The sequence below is a fragment of the Streptomyces sp. L-9-10 genome (genome assembly GCF_004151105.1).
Classification (GTDB): Bacteria; Actinomycetota; Actinomycetes; order Streptomycetales; family Streptomycetaceae; genus Streptomyces.
The window spans coordinates 26,958-42,671 of sequence record NZ_PHRF01000136.1; the positions used below are offsets into that span (position 1 = coordinate 26,958).

Here is a 15,714-nt window from a genome sequence, read left to right on the forward strand (position 1 = left end):
TCTTTTTGTTGCTCTGGGGAGGGCACGTGCGTCTGCACGGCGAGCGTTTCGGGGTCCGTCTGTCCACGCGCCGGCGGTCGCTGACCGTGGGGGCGCTGGTGCTGGCGCTGTCGGCCGGCCTGGTGTCGGCCGAGGCGGCACCGCCGCCCGCGCCCACGTCCGGCGCGTCGTCATCAGCACCGTCTTCAGGACCACCTTCAGCACCACCTCAGGCACCGCCTACCGGGGCGAAGCGGGCGGCCGAGTCCGCGGCCCGGCCGGCGGGCCCGGAGCAGACCCGCGCGGCAGCCGCCGCCGAGGCCGCTCCGGCGGTCAGCGACGCCGTATACGCGTACGACGCGGCCGGCCGCCTCGTCGGCATCACGGACCCGGCGGGCGAGACGGCCCGCTACCGCTACGACGAGGCCGGCAACCGGCTGGGCATCGACCGGTTCGCGTCCGCCGATCTGTCGGTTCTGTCGCTGGTGCCGACCCGGGCCGCCGTCGGGGCGACCGTCACCCTTTCGGGAACGGGCTTCTCCACGACGCCGGGCTCGAACGCGGTCTCGTTCGGCGGGCGGGCGGCCGAGGTGGTGTCCGCGTCCGCGACGCGGCTGAAGGTCAAGGTCCCCGCGGCGGCCGTCACCGGGAAGGTGTCGGTCAAGGTCGGCGCCAACACCGCCCAGTCCCCGGAGACCTTCACCCTCGCCGCCCCCGCCCCGGCGCTCACCACGATGGACCCGGCCTCCGGGGCCGTGGGCACGTCGGTGGTGCTGACGGGCTCCGGATTCGCGCCGACGGCCTCCGAGAACGTCGTGCGGTTCGGCGGTGGCGTTCTGGCGGAGGTGACCGCCCGTACGGCCACCACGCTCACGGTCAAGGTCCCGGCCGGGGCCACGACAGGGCCGGTCGAGGTGGAGACGCCCGACGGCCGCACCGCCACGGCGGCGGGTTTCCGGGTCACCACCAGCGGTTCCAACGGCGAGATCGAGTCGTCGGTGACGACATCGGTCACGGACAGCAGCCCACCGACCGTCTCGATCACCACGCCGGGCAACCGGGCGCAGGTGTTCTTCGACGCGGATCAGGGCGACGACATCACCTTCGGCTTCACCAACGCCACCTTCAACTCGTCCGTCACGCTTGAGCTGTACGACCCGGAGGGCGAAAAGGTCGGCGGCAACGGCAGTTTCAACGGAACGGCCGGGGACTGGGAGGTCGAGAACCTCCCCCTCGCGGGCCAGTACTCGCTGATCCTCAGGCCCGGATCGAGCAACTTCGGCGCCGCTGCCGTCACCGTGTCGAAGCCGGTGACCGGAACGCTGGACCTGACCGGGCCGACGGCCCAAATGCCGCTGTCCCGGGCCGGACAGGACGGCAAGCTCATTTTCTCCGCTCTGCTGGGCGACTCCCTCAGTCTCGGTATCGATGCCGCGCCCGTGGGCAAGAGCCTGTACGCGCGTCTGTACGGGCCGGACGGCAGCCAGGTCAGCAGCCGTTACATCGCGGCGAACGGCGCGGGCGCGATCGATGTCGACGCCCTGTCCCAGTCGGGCACGTACACGCTGAGGCTCGACCCCGACGCGGCGGCCACAGGCACGGTCGGCGTGACCGCTTCGCACTACGCGGACGCGGGAACCGTCGATCCGGCCGCTCCCGCCGTCGAGTTGGCGGTCGACCGGCCGGGGCAGGACGGGCGGGCGCGGTTCGCCGCCGTGGCGGGACAGCGTCTGTCACTGGGCGTCGCGGGCACCGGGTTCGGCGGTTATGTACGGACGGAGATCCGACGGCCGGACGGCTCGCTGCTCGAATATTTCCTGGTCCCCGACGACTCCAGCGCCGAGTGGGACAGCCCCGTACTGCCCGGGTCGGGCACGTACACGATCGCCGTACTGCCGAACAATCCTCTTGCGACCGGCCGGCTGACGCTGACACTCTCACGCCCGGTGGCGCTCGCCCCGCTCTCCGATACGGGCAGTGCCGTCGCGGCGACCATCGGCCGCTACGGACAGAACGCCGAGTCGGCCTTCCAGGCCCAGGCCGCCGCCCGGCTCTCGCTGGGCATCACGGGGAACACCTTCACCGAGACCGTCGCGGTGACCGTCCTCGCACCGAGTGGCGCGGCCGTCGTCGACGCCGACAGCGTCGCCGCGGGCAAGGCGGTGACGATCGCCCTGTCCGGGGTGCCGGAGACCGGCTCGTACCAGGTGATCGTCGACCCCAACAAGGGCGCCGCGGGAACGCTCGCCCTGACCCTCTCCACGGATGTCCCGGTGCCGCTGACGGCGGACGGGCCGTCGGTGCCGGTGACGTTCGCACGCGCCGGGCAGCGGGCCCAGGCCGAGTTCACCGCGCCGGACACCGCGTCACTGGGCCTCGCCGCCACCGCCAACAGCGTTCCGCAGGCGACCGAGGTCCGGCTGGTCCCGGAGGACGGGACCGCGCAGACCATCGGCTCCTTCACCAAGAACGCCTCGGGCGCCTACTACCTGACCGGCCTGACGCCCGGCAAGAAGTACACGCTGCTGCTGACGCCCGCCGCCGCGGCCACCGGCTCCCTCACGCTCTGGCTGTCGAAGCCCGTGCCCGCCGCAGTGCTGACCACCTCCGATCCCTCCGCCACCGTCGACATCACCCGGCCGGGGCAGCAGGTGGAGCTCCGCACGGACGCCGCCGCGGGGGACGGCTTCTCCGTCGTCTTCTCGGGCACCACGCTGACCGCCCAGTCGAGCGTCCGGCATCTGCCGCCAGGGGCCTCGGCCGATGTGTCGATCGGCACCCTGCGTACGGCGGATGTGGATGTCGCGCTGCGCGCGCCGCTGACCGCGGGCACCCACCGGGTGCTGGTCCAGCCGAACGCGCCGGCCACCGGACGGACGACCGCGACCCTGGTCAAGGACGTGGACGGCGGAACGCTGACGGTGGGCGGACCGCAGAAGCCACTCGCGATCACCACCCCGGGCGGACACGGTCACGTCACCTTCACCGGCACGAAGGGGCAGAAGCTCACACTGGCCATCGTCGCCCCGGCGTCCGAGTGGGTCCTGTCCGTCTACGGCCCTGATGGCAAGTGGCTGGTCAACGAACGCTCCATGAGCGCCACGACCCTCTCCTACGCCCTGGCCACGCTCCCGGCCGACGGTCTCTACACGCTGACCGCCGATCCGGGCGCGCTGAAGACAGGTACGTACACCCTGGGGCTCACCGCCCCGGCCTTGAAGGCACCCGCCACCGCCGCACCCGCCACCGCCGGCAGTCGTCAGAACGCGCTGCCGGCCGGGCCGGACGCCGGGGCTGGTGTGAACGCCACGTCCGGTGCGGACGCGCCTCAGAAGACGGCGCCGCGCGGTGTCGACCCGAGCGGCCCGGACGCCTGACGGCCCGGCAAGCAGAACCTCCAGGGCCAGGACTGGATCACGGCCCGTGGAGCCGCGCCCAAGGCCCCGCCCGCGCTGCGCGCCCCGCCCGGTTCCACCGCGCTGACCGGACACGTACTGAAGCTCGACGGCAAGCCGCTGTCGAAGGTCACCGTCTCCGTGGGAAAGAAGTCCACGCGTACGGATGCCCGCGGCCGGTTCCTGCTCGCCGGGATCAGCCCGGAGGCGACGACCCTGGTGGTCGAGGGCGCGAGCGCGAACACCGAGCGGCGTCAGTACGGCCGGTTCGACATCCGGATCCATCCCAGGGCCGGGCGCCCGGTCGACCTCGGTTTTCCGGTGTGGATGACGCCCCTGGACACGAAGCACACCGTGCGCTTCGCGGCTCCGGCGAAGACCGAGGTCGTACTGAAGACCCCGAGCATCCCGGGACTTGAGGTACGGATCCCGAAGGGCTCCGTGGTCCGTGACGAGAAGGGCAGGCCGGTCACCGAGCTGGGGATCACGGCGATCCCGCTCGACCGTCCGCCGTTCCCACTGCCGGAGAACAGCGTCGTGCCGGTGTTCTTCACCGTGCAGCCCGGCGGCACGTACGTGTTCCCCAAGGGCGCGCAGGTCATCTACCCCAACTACACGCGCGAAGCCCCCGGCACCGAGGTCGAGTTCATGGACTACGACCCGAAGAAGAAGGGGTGGTACGTCTACGGGAACGGCCGTGTGTCCGCGGACGGGAAACAGGTGGTGCCGGACGCGAAGAGACGCGTATGGGCCTTCCACGGCGCGATGTTCAACACGGGGCAGCTGCCGCCCTGGCTGACATCGTGGCTCAAGGACACCCTGGACTGGCTCTCCGGGGATCCGGTCGAGCTCTCCACGGGGATGCTCACCGACTCCCGTACCGACCTGGCCGTCTCCGACTCGCTGGGCTCGGCCGAGGTGACCCGCACCTACTGGCAGGGCGACACATACAAGCGGGCGTTCGGTATCGGCCGCGATCTGATCTACAACTCCTTCCTGCACTCGGCGCAGCCGTACCGCGAAGTCGATCTGTATCTCCCGGGCGGGGCGAAGGTCCACTACACCCGTACGTCACCCGGCACCGGCTGGAACGACGCCGTCTTCGAACCTCTCGACACACCGAGCGAGTTCCGCGGATCGAAGATCTACGGCGGTAACGGTCGCTGGGAGATACGTTTCCGCGACGGCAGCATATGGACGTATCCGCAGTACGCGCCGTTGCAGCAGATACAGGACCGGCACGGCAACACCCTCAAGATCAGCCGCCTCAACGGCACCAAGGGCGATATCACCCAGATCACGACCCCGGGCGGCCGGTGGATCAGCTTCGGCTACGACACCAGCCACCGGATCATCAGTGCCCGCGACAACACGGGCCGCACCACGGGCTACACATACGACACCGCGGGACGCCTGGAAACGGTGACCGACCCCGCGGGCAAGGTCAGCCGCTATACGTACGACGGCACCACGAACCGGGTCAGGACCGCCGTCGACGCCCGTGGCGTCACGTACATGTCCAACACCTTCGACGCGGCCGGCCGGGTCAAGGAACAGACGCTCACCGAGGACTGGCTCACCCAGCGCCTCTCGGGCCGCAAGGTCAACTGGGGCCAGGTCGGCTCGTCGGCGGCCCTGGGCTGCCTGACCGGAATGCTCGGCGGCGCGGGCAACGGCGGCAAGTTCGCGGGCCGCGTCGACTGCAAGAACAGCTTCACCGGCGACACCCCGGTCCTGATGGCGGACGGCACCCGCAAACCCATCAAGGACGTACGGGTCGGCGACAAGGTCCTCGCGACGGACCCCGAAACCGGCGAGAGCGGCCCGCGCGAGGTCTCCACCCTGATCCAGGGATCCGGCGACAAGGCCCTGACGGACATCACCGTCGCCGCGGCTACTGAGGACGGCAGGCCGGCCAAGATCACCGCCACGGACGGCCACCCCTTCTGGCTCCCTGAGGTGAAGGAATGGACCGACGCCGGCGACCTCCGGCCGGGCCAGTGGCTCCGCACCAGCTCCGGCACCTGGGCCCAGATCACGGCGATCAGCCACCGCACGCGGTCGACGGCGGTCTACAACCTCACGGTCGACGACCTCCACACGTACTATGCGCTGGCGGGCGCCACACCGGTCCTGGTTCACAATTCCGGCCTTTGCGATCCGCCTCTGAAGTCGTTGCACCCGGACAGCTCGCTCGATAAAAGTTCGCTGGACTTCTGGGGAAAGCAAGACACGGAAGATATCCTTTTTTCGTTGAGGCCAGGGGCGAAGGAGGCGCTTAGAGTGAAGCCGGACGGGACGATCGCGAATGGAAACACTCGGATTAAGGTCCTGCGGGATCGCGGATACGATGTCGACTCCTTGCCTCGTGAGCCCTACGGCAGCAGTCGACCAATGACGGACGAAGATTTCTGGAACATGGGTCAATGAATATTCGAGATCGAGTGCTTGCGGTCCTGGAGTCGGAGTCCAAGGAAGTGTTCCTGCTGGCCTTGGGGCACCGGCTAGGGATATCGGCGCGCTTCATTTTCTCGGAGGCAACTTCGGATGCACTGCAACAAGCCCGAGCTTGCAACGAGATGATGATCGCCATCTGGCTGCAAGTGTGGGCTATGAAGGATGCTGAGGGAGATGGCTACCCGGATTCAGAATTCCTTCCGATCCTGCTGGGAAAGGCTGATGCAGGAAACGCGCGTCCGTATCTTCGTGATGCGATTGAGAGCGCCCTGTTTTCGGTCCACGGTAATGGGGAATCAGGTCAGGGATCTATAAGCCAGTAAAGTGTCCCGACAAGAGGTCTGAGGGAATCGAGGAGCCCCGCCGGAAGGAAATTCCGGCGGGGCTCCTGTGGCGTTTGACGGCAACGCTGACGGCAACGTCAGCGGACGACTGCTGCGGTGGGTGGGTCGTCACGGTCGCCGTCGGTCGGGCTGAGGGCGTTGCCCAGAGAGTCGATGACCTGGCGTTGGAGGCGGAGTCGGACGTGGGCGTAGACGCCGGCGGTGACGCCGATGTGGGCGTGGCCGAGGAGTTCCTTGATCACGACGAGTTCGACTCTCTGTTCCAGGAGCAGGGTCGCAGTCGAGTGCCTGAGGTCGTGGAAGCGGATGCGGCGGAGGCCGGCCTTGCGGAGGAGCGTGATGAAGGCGCGGGTGAGGTTGGTCGGGTCGATCGGTCGGCCCTGCGTGGTGGTGAACACGTGCCCGTCGTGCTGCCATGTAGTGCCTGCTGCCTCAAGCTCGCGCTTGTGCTGTTCGTGGTGGAGTTTCAGCGACTGGACGCAGCGGTCGGGGAGGGCGATGCGGCGTTCGGAGGCCCGCGTCTTGGTGGGCAGCGTGGTGAGTCCGCCTGCGACGGTGCGCTGAAGGGTGCGGCGGATGGCGGCGGTGCCGGCGTCGAGTTCGAGGTCTTCCCAGCGCAGTCCGAGGAGTTCGCCTTTGCGGAGTCCGGTGTGGAGGGCGAGTTCGAACGGGCGCGTCCCACTCCCGGCCACCGCGCGGCGGCCGGAGCTGCACGTATGGCCCCATATGTCCCATCACCACGTCCACCTTGCCGCTCCGCTGGTCGACCACCAGGGCCCCGGCATCGGGCGAGACGGTGTGCCCGTCGGTATCAGGGGTGGGGGCCGTCATCGTGACCACCCCGGCGAGGCGGTGCGCGACTGGGCGTTCAGTCGCAGGGCGGGAACACATGGGGTGGTGCTCTTTCGCGCGGTGACGCTCCTCGGCGGCGGGATGCGTGCCCCGGGCGTATCGCTGCCGCAGGGTCGGCACCGATCCTCACGCCGGTCACCGGGACGAAGGCCGTCTTCCTCCACGAGGCGTACCCGCGGCTGAACGAACTCCTCACCGAACGCGCCGCCGAAGGCTGCACCGTCCGCATCGCGATCGGGGACGCCGACAGCGGCAACGTCCAAGCCCGCGGCCGGGAGGAGTGGTTCGGCCACGGCATCGAATCCCGCTGCCGCCTCGCCCTCATGCACTACAAGCCGCTCGCCGGCACCCCCGGCATCGAAGTCCGCACCCACAGCACCACGCTCTACAACTCCCTCTCCCGCGCCGACGACCAGCAACTCGTCAACGCCCACGTCTGGGGCGTCAACGCCTACGCCGCCCCCGTATGGCATCTTCGCCGACACCAGGACAGCGGCATGTTCGACACCTACGCCGAGAGCTTCGACGCGGTGTGGGCGAGGGCGACGCCCGTACGACAGGAAGGCTGACCGTGGCGCGAACCGAGTGCTACGGCGACCCCAGCGCCCCCAAGCCGAACAGCATGGTCGTCGCGGCCTCAGCCGTCGTCACCGACAACCACGGCCATATCCTCCTCCATCGCCGCCGAGACAATGACCTATGGGCCCTGCCCGGCGGAGGAATGGACCTCACCGACTCCCTGCCAGGCACGGCCGTCCACGAGGTCAAAGAGGAGACCGGCCTCGACGTGGAGATCACTGGCATGGTCGGCACCTACACCGACCCGAAACACATCATCGCCTACGCCGACGGCGAGGTCCGGCGACAGTTCAACGTCTGCTTCACCGCCCGCATCAGCGGCGGCCGGCTGGCAATCTCCGACGAGTCCACCGAGCTCCGGTTCGTGCCGCCGGACGAGATCGGACAGTTGCCGATGCACCACACCCAACAGCTCAGGCTCCAGCACTTCCTGGAACACCGCGAGAAGCCTTACCTGGGCTGAACCGGATGACGGCAACAACTCCGCACAAGCACGGACACCCACGCACGTCACCGGACCAGCAAACCGCGCTTGACCAGCGAAAAAGCAGGTCGAAGGCTTCGCGCAGCACACGTACTATGCGCTGGCGGGGGCTACACCGGTCCTGGTTCACAACTGCAACCCGTCGGTCGATGATGTGTTTGCGCGGGCCGCTGAACTCGGCGACTCCAGTGGTGAATACCTCTATCGAGGTGTCACCAACAATCACTACAAGCTCGCGGAAGCGAGGGCAGGTGTTACGGAGAGTGTTTTCACATCGTGGTCACCTGACCTGGAGACAGCGCGAGAATTTTCAGAGGAGTTCGGTAGGGGGCTCTGGTTCTCAGGGTTCCGCGCAGTGCAATCGATCCAAGCCGCATGAGAGTTGCCGGACAGCGAGGACTCGAAGAGCTGGAAGTCCTCATTGAGGGTCGAGTCACGGGCTGCCAGGTGAGCTGTGAATGGGGGCCATTTAGGTGACAGAATCGACGTAGTCGTGTCCGGGAGAGGGGTTTTGAGTGTCTGGAACCAGTGCGGGTGATCTGTTTGCGCGCTATTGCTTGCCTGGGAACAGGTATAAGAAACTCCTCTCCGGGAGTTTCATGAGGGCTGGCCGTGAGCACGCCCTTGAGTTTGGTGCGGCCTTGTTGGACGACGGTCGGCAGGCGTCGGCGAGCGAACTGGAGCAGCTCCTGGTCGGCGACTGGCGGGAGGCTCTTACGGCGTGTTGGCTCATCGGGTTTGCGCAGAGATCTGAATTTCGAGATGAGCTGCACAGGCTTATCGATGAGGGGAAACCAGCCGTGGTGCCTTGGTGCGCTGCTGCATATCGAGAGGCGTTTGGGCGTACGGCTTTCGCAAGATCTACTTGCGTCCGAAGGGTTGTGGGATCGATGGTCGGCGGCAGGCTTCCTTGAGGATGCTGATCCTTCCCATTGGGAGAGGGAAGTGGCAGGCTGGATTGAGCTTGCCGAGAGCCTGGACTGATCACTGGCAGGCTATACCTCTACCAGCTTCTGAAGGGGGTTCACTAAGACCCAGTGCGGTTTAATAGGGAACGTTGCAACTGCCATGCGCTGCGCGCCGTGCAATTACAGTGGCCCCACCGGATGCATTCCGGTGTGGGCCACTGCGGTGTCTGACGGCAGTAGTTGACGGCAACGTCAGCGGACGGTGGATCCGACGTCTAAAGACTCCTCTTCGCCTGCCGGAGGTTCGAGATCGGCCGCTGTGGGGTCCGGTCAGGATGAGGGTCGGGCCCTGGGGTGGGGCAGGTCGTAGAGTGCGGGGCGGCCGGTCGTGAGGGCCGTCTCGGCGGGGGCGTGTGGGGTTCGGTGTCGCGTGGCCGGTCCGTTGTTCGGTGTGGGGAATCCAGCTCAGGGGGAGAACGCGCGTGGTCAGACGGAGATCTTTGCTGCTCGCTTCCTCGGCGGCCGGGCTCGCGGTGGGGGGCGCCGCTGTCTATGGCGTGCGGGCCGGGGGCGAGAGTGGCGATGTCGGTGACGGGAGCCTGAGCGGGGGGCTGGGAGCCTCGATGCCGGCGCAGCTGCGGGGTGTTCTGCCGGGGGGCCGGGTTGTGATGGTCGTGCTGGACCGTGTGCCGGGCGGGGGTGGATCGCGGGGTGCGTTGCGGGAGTTGGTTTCCGGCTTGCGGGCTGTGGAACGGGCCGGTCTCGTCGTGGGGGTGGGGCTGGGGGCCGGTGCGTTCGAGGCCGGTGGGACGCGGCCTCGTCAGCTCGTCGGCATGCCGCCCTTCCCCGGCGACCTGCTGGATCCGGCGCGGTCGCACGGTGATGTGCTCGTGCAGGTCGCGGGGGACCGGGCCGGCGACGTGCGGGCTGCGGTCGAGCGGCTGCTCCCCGCCGTTCCTGGCTGGCGGGAGCGGTGGCGCATCGAAGGGTTCCGGGCCGAGAACCGGGAAGAGGGCGGCCGGGGGCTGGCCCGTAATCCCTTCCACTTCACCGAGGGGTTCGGGAATCCGGCCGGCGACCGGGAGACCGCCGATCGCGCCCTCGTACGGGCAGGTCAGGGCGAACCGGACTGGGCCGTGGGCGGGAGTTATCAGGTCGTACGGATCATCCGGTTCGCGACCGACCTGTGGGACAAGGACTCCGTACCCGAGCAGGAGCGGATCATCGGGCGCCGCCGCGACGGGCGATGGCTCGACGGGGCGCCCACGGACGAGGAGCCGAACTTCGCGGCCGACCCCAAGGGCCGGCTCACCCCGCTCGACTCGCACGTACGGCTGGCCGCGCCCGACCGCCGTGAGCCGCCGCCGCTCGTGCGGCGCAGCTACAGCTACGACCGGGGCGACGGCGACACCGGGCTGGTCTTCTCGTGTTTCCAGCGCGATCTGGCCAGGGGGTTCGAGGCCGTGCAGAAGCGGCTGGAGGGTGAGGCCATGGCCAAGTATCTGCTGACCACCGGTGGTGGCTACTACTTCGTCCCGCCCCCGGGCGACCACTGGATCGACGCGCTCGTCCAGCCGTACTGACCGAGCACGTTGACCGAAAGCCATGGACGGCTCTTGGCGGTGCCGTCGGAGTTGCCCCGAAAGCGACAGGTGTGCCGCAGACGTGGGGCCCACCTCGGTGCACCGAGAGCAACGGCTACGTTGCTGATCCGGGGTTCTCGTGCTTGGCGGCGTTGAAGCGCGCCTTCTTCTGGCGATTCCCGCATGTGTTCATCTCGCACCATTTGCGGGTGCGGCTCTGGCTGGTGTCGAAGAAGGCCGCTTGGCAGGTCGGCGATGCGCACAGGGCCAATTTTCCGTCTCGTTCGCCTGTGATGATGCTGATCGCGTCGGCGGCGATGACGCCCAGGGCATCCTCCACGGAGGAAGCCGAGCCGAGTCGCCATCGCCGATTGCCCTCGGGCGTCAAGACGGCCGCGGCCCGACCTTGAATGCTGTTGTCGTTGATGACCTGGACAGCGGACACAGGGAGAGGGTCCCGGCGCGCGGCCGCTGTCGCGGCGGCATGAATGGATTCCCTCAGCTCCCAGGCGCGTTCGAGCTGGGCGGTCGTGCAGGACTCCACGGCAAGGCCACTCACCACCAGCCAGTCGACCAGTCGGTTCGGCGTGGGGATGCGCTCCACGGCGTCCCCGCGACGCTCCGACAGGGTCCCCGTGAAGCTGGTCGCCAGCACCTTACCGAGACGGAAGTCAGGGAACCGAGCACTCATGGAACCACCTTAGCTGGTTGCCCGCCGACAGTGAGACCTGCTAGAACCGTCTTAGCCGGTTCCAACACGTTCCGGGCCGGTTCCACCGATGGCCAGGAGGTCTCATGTCCACGCACTGGTGCGTCACCGACGCCGCGGCCGCCATTGACCGCGGCGTTGTCACCACGTCGGCTCACCGCGACGGGGGCATCTCATGAACCGTCGAAGTCGAACCAGCGACGTACACGCATTCGAAGCCCACGCGAGCGACACCGACCTCGACGACCTGCGCGCGCGACTGGCCGCGGCACGGCTGCCGGAAGTCGAGACGGTCTATCGCGCCGCGCCCGACCCGCGCCGATGGGATCAGGGCGTTCCTCTCGCCGACCTGGTGGACGTCGTGAACTACTGGCGCACCGGGTACGACTGGCGGTCGTTCGAAACGCGCCTCAACCAGATCGGCCAGTTCCGTACGACCATTGACGATCTGGGAATCCACTTCCTGCACCGCCGGTCCACCCGCGCGGACGCCACCCCTCTGATCTTGACTCACGGCTGGCCGGGCAGCATTGCCGAGTTCACCCATGTAATAGACGAACTGGCAGATCCGGAAAACGCGGACGCACCGGCGTTCCACGTCGTCGTCCCGTCGCTGCCAGGCTTTGGTTACAGTGACGCGCCGACCACCACCGGGTGGGGAATCGAGAAGATCGCGGCCGCGTGGGTGGAGCTGATGGCAAGGCTCGGCTACAGCAAGTTCGTGGCCCACGGCGGCGACTGGGGAGGCGTGATCACCACAATCCTCGGCGGCAGGTTCCCGGAGCACGTGCTCGGCATCCACACAACGACCGCGCAGGCACCGCCCGGGTTGACAACGGACGGGCTGACGGCGGCCGAGCGCGAATGGACCGAGGAAACCCGCGATTTCTGGCGTCACCACGCGGGGTACGCGAAGCAGCAGGCGACCCGACCGCAGACCATCGGGTACTCGCTCGTCGACTCACCTGTCGGGCTTCTCGCGTGGATCCTCGACAAGTTCGCCGAGTGGACAGATACCGAGGACAGCCCGTTCGAGACGATTTCCAGAGACAGCGTTCTCGACGACGTCACCCTGTATTGGCTGACGCGGACCGGCGCATCGTCGGCCCGTATTTACTACGAGAGCCACAACTCGCTCGACCCCGAACTACGGGTCGACGTCCCGTCGGCAATCAGTGTGTATCCCCGCGACATCGAGAAGTGTCCGCGCGCCTGGGCCCAGGAGCGGTACCGACAGATCGTCCGATGGCGGTCGCCCGAGACCGGGGGACATTTCCCGTCGCTGGAGGTTCCCGAGTATTTCGTCAAGGATCTGCGAGAGGGCCTCGCGGCGGTGCTGGCCGCCGGCGGCAGTTGGTCTTGAGGCTGCCGACACCGGGAGACACGTCCGCAGACCCTGTCCGGTCGGTCCGGGTGGTCGGCCGGGGTGGTCGCTACTGGCCGGCCGGGCCGCAGATGTATTCGTTCCTCGTGTTCCAGAAGCTGAAGAGATCACGTCCGCAGTAGCTGTCCAGCTCCGAGACCCCCAGCCCGCGCAGGATCGCGTGGATCAGGTCGAAGAAGGCCGCGTTCACCTGGGGGATGAAGAAGAGCAGGACGAAGACGGCGAGCAGTCCGTACGGGGCGATCGGCTCCACCTGGCGGCGGAATTTGTAGGACAGCCAGGGCTCGACCACCCCGTACCCGTCCAGGCCCGGGACCGGGAGGAAGTTGAGGATCGCCGCGGTGACCTGGAGCAGCGCGAGGAAGCCGAGGGCGTAGCGGAAGCCCGTCGGGACACCGGACAGGGCGTCCAGCCAGAAGGGCGCGGTGCAGACGATGGCGAACAGTACGTTCGTCAGCGGCCCGGCCGCGGAGATCAGGCTGTGCCGCCAGCGGCCCTGGATGCGCCGGCGCTCGATGAAGACCGCGCCGCCCGGCAGACCGATACCGCCAAGGATCACGAAGACCACCGGCAGCACGACGGACAGCAGCGCGTGCGTGTACTTGAGCGGGTTGAGCGTCAGATAGCCCTTCGCCCCGACCGAGATGTCCCCGCTGTGCAGCGCGGTACGGGCGTGCGCGTACTCGTGCAGGCAGAGCGAGACGATCCAGGCGCCGGTGACGAACAGGAAGACGGCGATCCGGATGTTCGCCGCGAAATCCGTCCACACGGCCCAGCCCGCGACGGCCGTGACAGCGGCGATCCCCAGGAAGACGGGGGAGATCCGCCGGTCGCCGCGGCGGGAGGAGGCGGTGGTCATGGGTGGGTCTCCTCGGGGGCGTGGGACGGCGGTCGGACCGCCCTACCGTAAGCAGCGCGGGACGGTGGTCGGCGTCGCCCGACCGTACAGCTGACAGAACGGGAACGTCCGGCGCCCCGATAACGTCTCGCCAACGGATCCCGGTTCCGGGAAGGCTGAGCGCATTGCACTGTGGAAGATCATGTACGACAGCCGGCAGATGGAGTGCTGCGGAGAGCCCTTCTCCGTCGGCGACGAGGTCTCCTGGCCGCTGCTGATGCTGCCCGCGCCCGCCCGGGACGCCTCGGCCTGGCAGGACTGTCTCACCACGCTGGAGGCACCGGACGGCACGGCCGGGGACGGCACGGCCGGGGACGGTACGACCCTCGTCCGGGGGCCCGGACTCGTCGCGATCTGGACCGGAGAGGACCGCGTCGGGAAGGGCGCGGAGCTGAGCGGCTATCTCTCGGTGGAGCGGCACGGCGGGACGGTCCCCGGCATCTCCGGCGTCTCGCTCAGCGCCGGTACGGTCAGCTCCCTTCACGTCGTCACCCAGGGGTACGCCGTGGACCGCACCGGATCAGGGGCGTACGAGGCGGTGCCGGACGAGCGGTGGCTGCGCCCGGTCACCACCTGCCCCAAGTGGTTCAGCACGCTCGCCCAGCCGCCCGCGCCCCGTCGCGAGGACTATCGGCGCCTGGCGACCGGCGTGCTGGTCGGACTCACGACCGGATAGGCCGGGGCGGCCTTCCCGACGGCCTTCACGGACAATGGGCGGATGCGCTACCGGCTCCTCGGCACCACACGGGCACTGCACGACGACGGCACCCCCGTCGCCCTCGGCGGTGCGCGGCTGCGTGCGCTGCTGACGGTGCTCGCCCTGCGGCCCGGCCGTACGGTCCCGGTCGGCCAGCTCGTCACCGAGGTCTGGGACGGCGATCCGCCCGCCGACGCGGTGGGCGCGCTCCAGGCGCTGGTGGGGCGGTTGCGGCGGGCGCTCGGTCCCGCCGCCGTCTCCTCCGTGGAGGGCGGTTACCAGCTGCGCGCCGACGAGGAGGACGTGGATCTCCACCGCTTCGGCCGGCTCGCCACCGAGGGCGCGCGGGCCCTGGCGGACGGTGACGCGACCAAGGCGGCGAGCCTTCTCGACGAGGCGCTGGCGCTCTGGCGCGGTCCCGCGCTGGCCGACCTCCCCGACCGTACGACCGAGGCGGCCCGCTGGGAGACCCGCAGGCTGGAGGCCCGCAGGGCGCGGCTCACGGCCGCGCTCGCCCTCGGCCGCGCCGAGGAGACGCTGCCCGAACTGGCCGCGCTCTGCGGTGAGTTCCCGCTCAACGAGCCGCTCCAGGCGCTGCGTATCCGCGCCCTGCGCGACGCGGCACGCCCGGCCGAGGCCCTGGCCGTGTACGACAGGGTGCGCCGCGCGCTGGCGGCCCGCCTGGGCGCCGACCCGGGCCCGGAACTGCGCGCCCTGCACGAGGAACTGCTCCGCGGCACCGGCGGGACCGGCACGTCCGGTGGGTCCGGCGCGTCCGCTCGGTCCGATGAGCGGGAGCGGGCCGGGGGCGGCGGGCGGTCCGGCCGTACGGCCGCCACGTCCCCCGACCCCGTCCGCCCAGCGGACCGGGCCCCGCGCCCCGCCGCGCCGCCCGGCAACCTCCGGGCACGGCTGACCAGCTTCGTGGGGCGCGAGGGCGACATCGAGGCCCTCCGCGGCGATCTGGACCGCGCCAGGCTCGTCACCCTGCTCGGCCCCGGCGGAGCGGGGAAGACCCGGCTCTCGCAGGAGGCCGCGGAGCTGATGGCCGAGGGGTGGCCCGACGGCGTATGGCTCGCGGAACTGGCGCCCGTGAACGATCCGGACACCGTGCCCGAGGCCGTACTGACCGCGCTCGGCGCGCGGGAGACCGTGCTGCGGGGCGCCGGGGCCGAGGAACTGCGGGCCGCCGACCGGCACGCCGGTGAGCCGCTCGTACGGCTGGCCGAGCACTGCGCGCGACGGCGCATGCTGCTGATCCTCGACAACTGCGAGCATGTGATCGGCGCCGCCGCCGCCCTCGCCGAGGAGCTGCTCGCCCGCTGTCCCGAGGTGACGATCCTGGCGACCAGTCGTGAGCCGTTGGGGGTGCCGGGTGAGTCGGTGCGGCCGGTGGAGCCGTTGCCGCCGGATCCGGCGCATCGTTTGTTCGCGGAGCGTGCGTG

The 15,714-nt window shown here is 69.1% G+C and carries 10 protein-coding genes and 2 pseudogenes; 9 read left to right on the forward strand and 3 right to left on the reverse strand.

Going from position 1 to position 15,714, the window contains the following annotated elements; genetic code table 11:
* Nucleotides 1-26 precede the first annotated feature (26 nt).
* The 3 genes from CU044_RS30125 to CU044_RS30135 all read left to right on the forward strand — a co-directional run bounded on the left by CU044_RS30125 (nucleotide 27) and on the right by CU044_RS30135 (nucleotide 6,154).
* On the forward strand, nucleotides 27-3,356 hold the full coding sequence (locus CU044_RS30125) for an IPT/TIG domain-containing protein (protein ID WP_165372003.1): 3,330 nt from the start codon (nucleotides 27-29) through the stop codon (nucleotides 3,354-3,356).
* A gap of 159 nt (nucleotides 3,357-3,515) precedes the next feature.
* Nucleotides 3,516-5,804: a polymorphic toxin-type HINT domain-containing protein gene (locus CU044_RS30130; RefSeq protein ID WP_129771913.1), complete on the forward strand. Its 2,289-nt coding sequence runs from the start codon at nucleotides 3,516-3,518 to the stop codon at nucleotides 5,802-5,804.
* Nucleotides 5,801-6,154: a hypothetical protein gene (locus CU044_RS30135; RefSeq protein WP_129771914.1), complete on the forward strand. Its 354-nt coding sequence runs from the start codon at nucleotides 5,801-5,803 to the stop codon at nucleotides 6,152-6,154. Before CU044_RS30130 ends, CU044_RS30135 begins: the two co-directional genes overlap by 4 nt.
* A 98-nt stretch (nucleotides 6,155-6,252) precedes the next feature.
* Here the strand turns inward: CU044_RS30135 and CU044_RS30140 are convergent.
* Nucleotides 6,253-6,843 (reverse strand): annotated as a pseudogene (locus CU044_RS30140) (site-specific integrase); the annotation flags it as partial.
* A gap of 333 nt (nucleotides 6,844-7,176) precedes the next feature.
* Between CU044_RS30140 and CU044_RS30145 the strand changes: the two are divergent.
* From CU044_RS30145 to CU044_RS30155, 3 genes and pseudogenes are all read left to right on the forward strand, one after another.
* Nucleotides 7,177-7,596: pseudogene (locus CU044_RS30145) on the forward strand (XRE family transcriptional regulator); the annotation flags it as partial.
* Between the two features lie 2 nt (nucleotides 7,597-7,598).
* Nucleotides 7,599-8,069, forward strand: coding sequence for an NUDIX domain-containing protein (locus CU044_RS30150; protein ID WP_129771915.1), 471 nt, complete (start codon nucleotides 7,599-7,601; stop codon nucleotides 8,067-8,069).
* Nucleotides 8,070-9,744: 1,675 nt separating this feature from the next.
* Nucleotides 9,745-10,581 carry a Dyp-type peroxidase gene (locus CU044_RS30155; RefSeq protein WP_240045939.1) on the forward strand — a complete coding sequence of 279 codons (837 nt, stop codon included), beginning with the start codon at nucleotides 9,745-9,747 and terminating at the stop codon, nucleotides 10,579-10,581.
* Between the two features lie 115 nt (nucleotides 10,582-10,696).
* Here the strand turns inward: CU044_RS30155 and CU044_RS30160 are convergent, their stop codons facing one another.
* Nucleotides 10,697-11,272 (reverse strand): CGNR zinc finger domain-containing protein, encoded by a 576-nt coding sequence (locus tag CU044_RS30160; RefSeq protein WP_129771916.1) that lies wholly within the window; start codon nucleotides 11,270-11,272, stop codon nucleotides 10,697-10,699.
* Nucleotides 11,273-11,465: 193 nt separating this feature from the next.
* Between CU044_RS30160 and CU044_RS30165 the strand changes: the two genes are divergently transcribed.
* Nucleotides 11,466-12,653, forward strand: coding sequence for an epoxide hydrolase (locus tag CU044_RS30165; RefSeq protein WP_129771917.1), 1,188 nt, complete (start codon nucleotides 11,466-11,468; stop codon nucleotides 12,651-12,653).
* Nucleotides 12,654-12,723: 70 nt separating this feature from the next.
* Here CU044_RS30165 and CU044_RS30170 read toward each other — a convergent pair whose 3' ends face one another.
* On the reverse strand, nucleotides 12,724-13,533 hold the full coding sequence (locus CU044_RS30170) for a site-2 protease family protein (protein ID WP_129771918.1): 810 nt from the start codon (nucleotides 13,531-13,533) through the stop codon (nucleotides 12,724-12,726).
* 181 nt (nucleotides 13,534-13,714) lie between these two features.
* Between CU044_RS30170 and CU044_RS30175 the strand changes: the two genes are divergently transcribed.
* Together CU044_RS30175 and CU044_RS30180 are read left to right on the forward strand one after the other, a co-directional pair.
* Nucleotides 13,715-14,248 carry a DUF6578 domain-containing protein gene (locus CU044_RS30175; RefSeq protein ID WP_129771919.1) on the forward strand — a complete coding sequence of 178 codons (534 nt, stop codon included), beginning with the start codon at nucleotides 13,715-13,717 and terminating at the stop codon, nucleotides 14,246-14,248.
* Between the two features lie 42 nt (nucleotides 14,249-14,290).
* Nucleotides 14,291-15,714 (forward strand): BTAD domain-containing putative transcriptional regulator (locus tag CU044_RS30180; protein WP_129771920.1); only part of this gene is annotated, 1,424 nt, incomplete at its 3' end.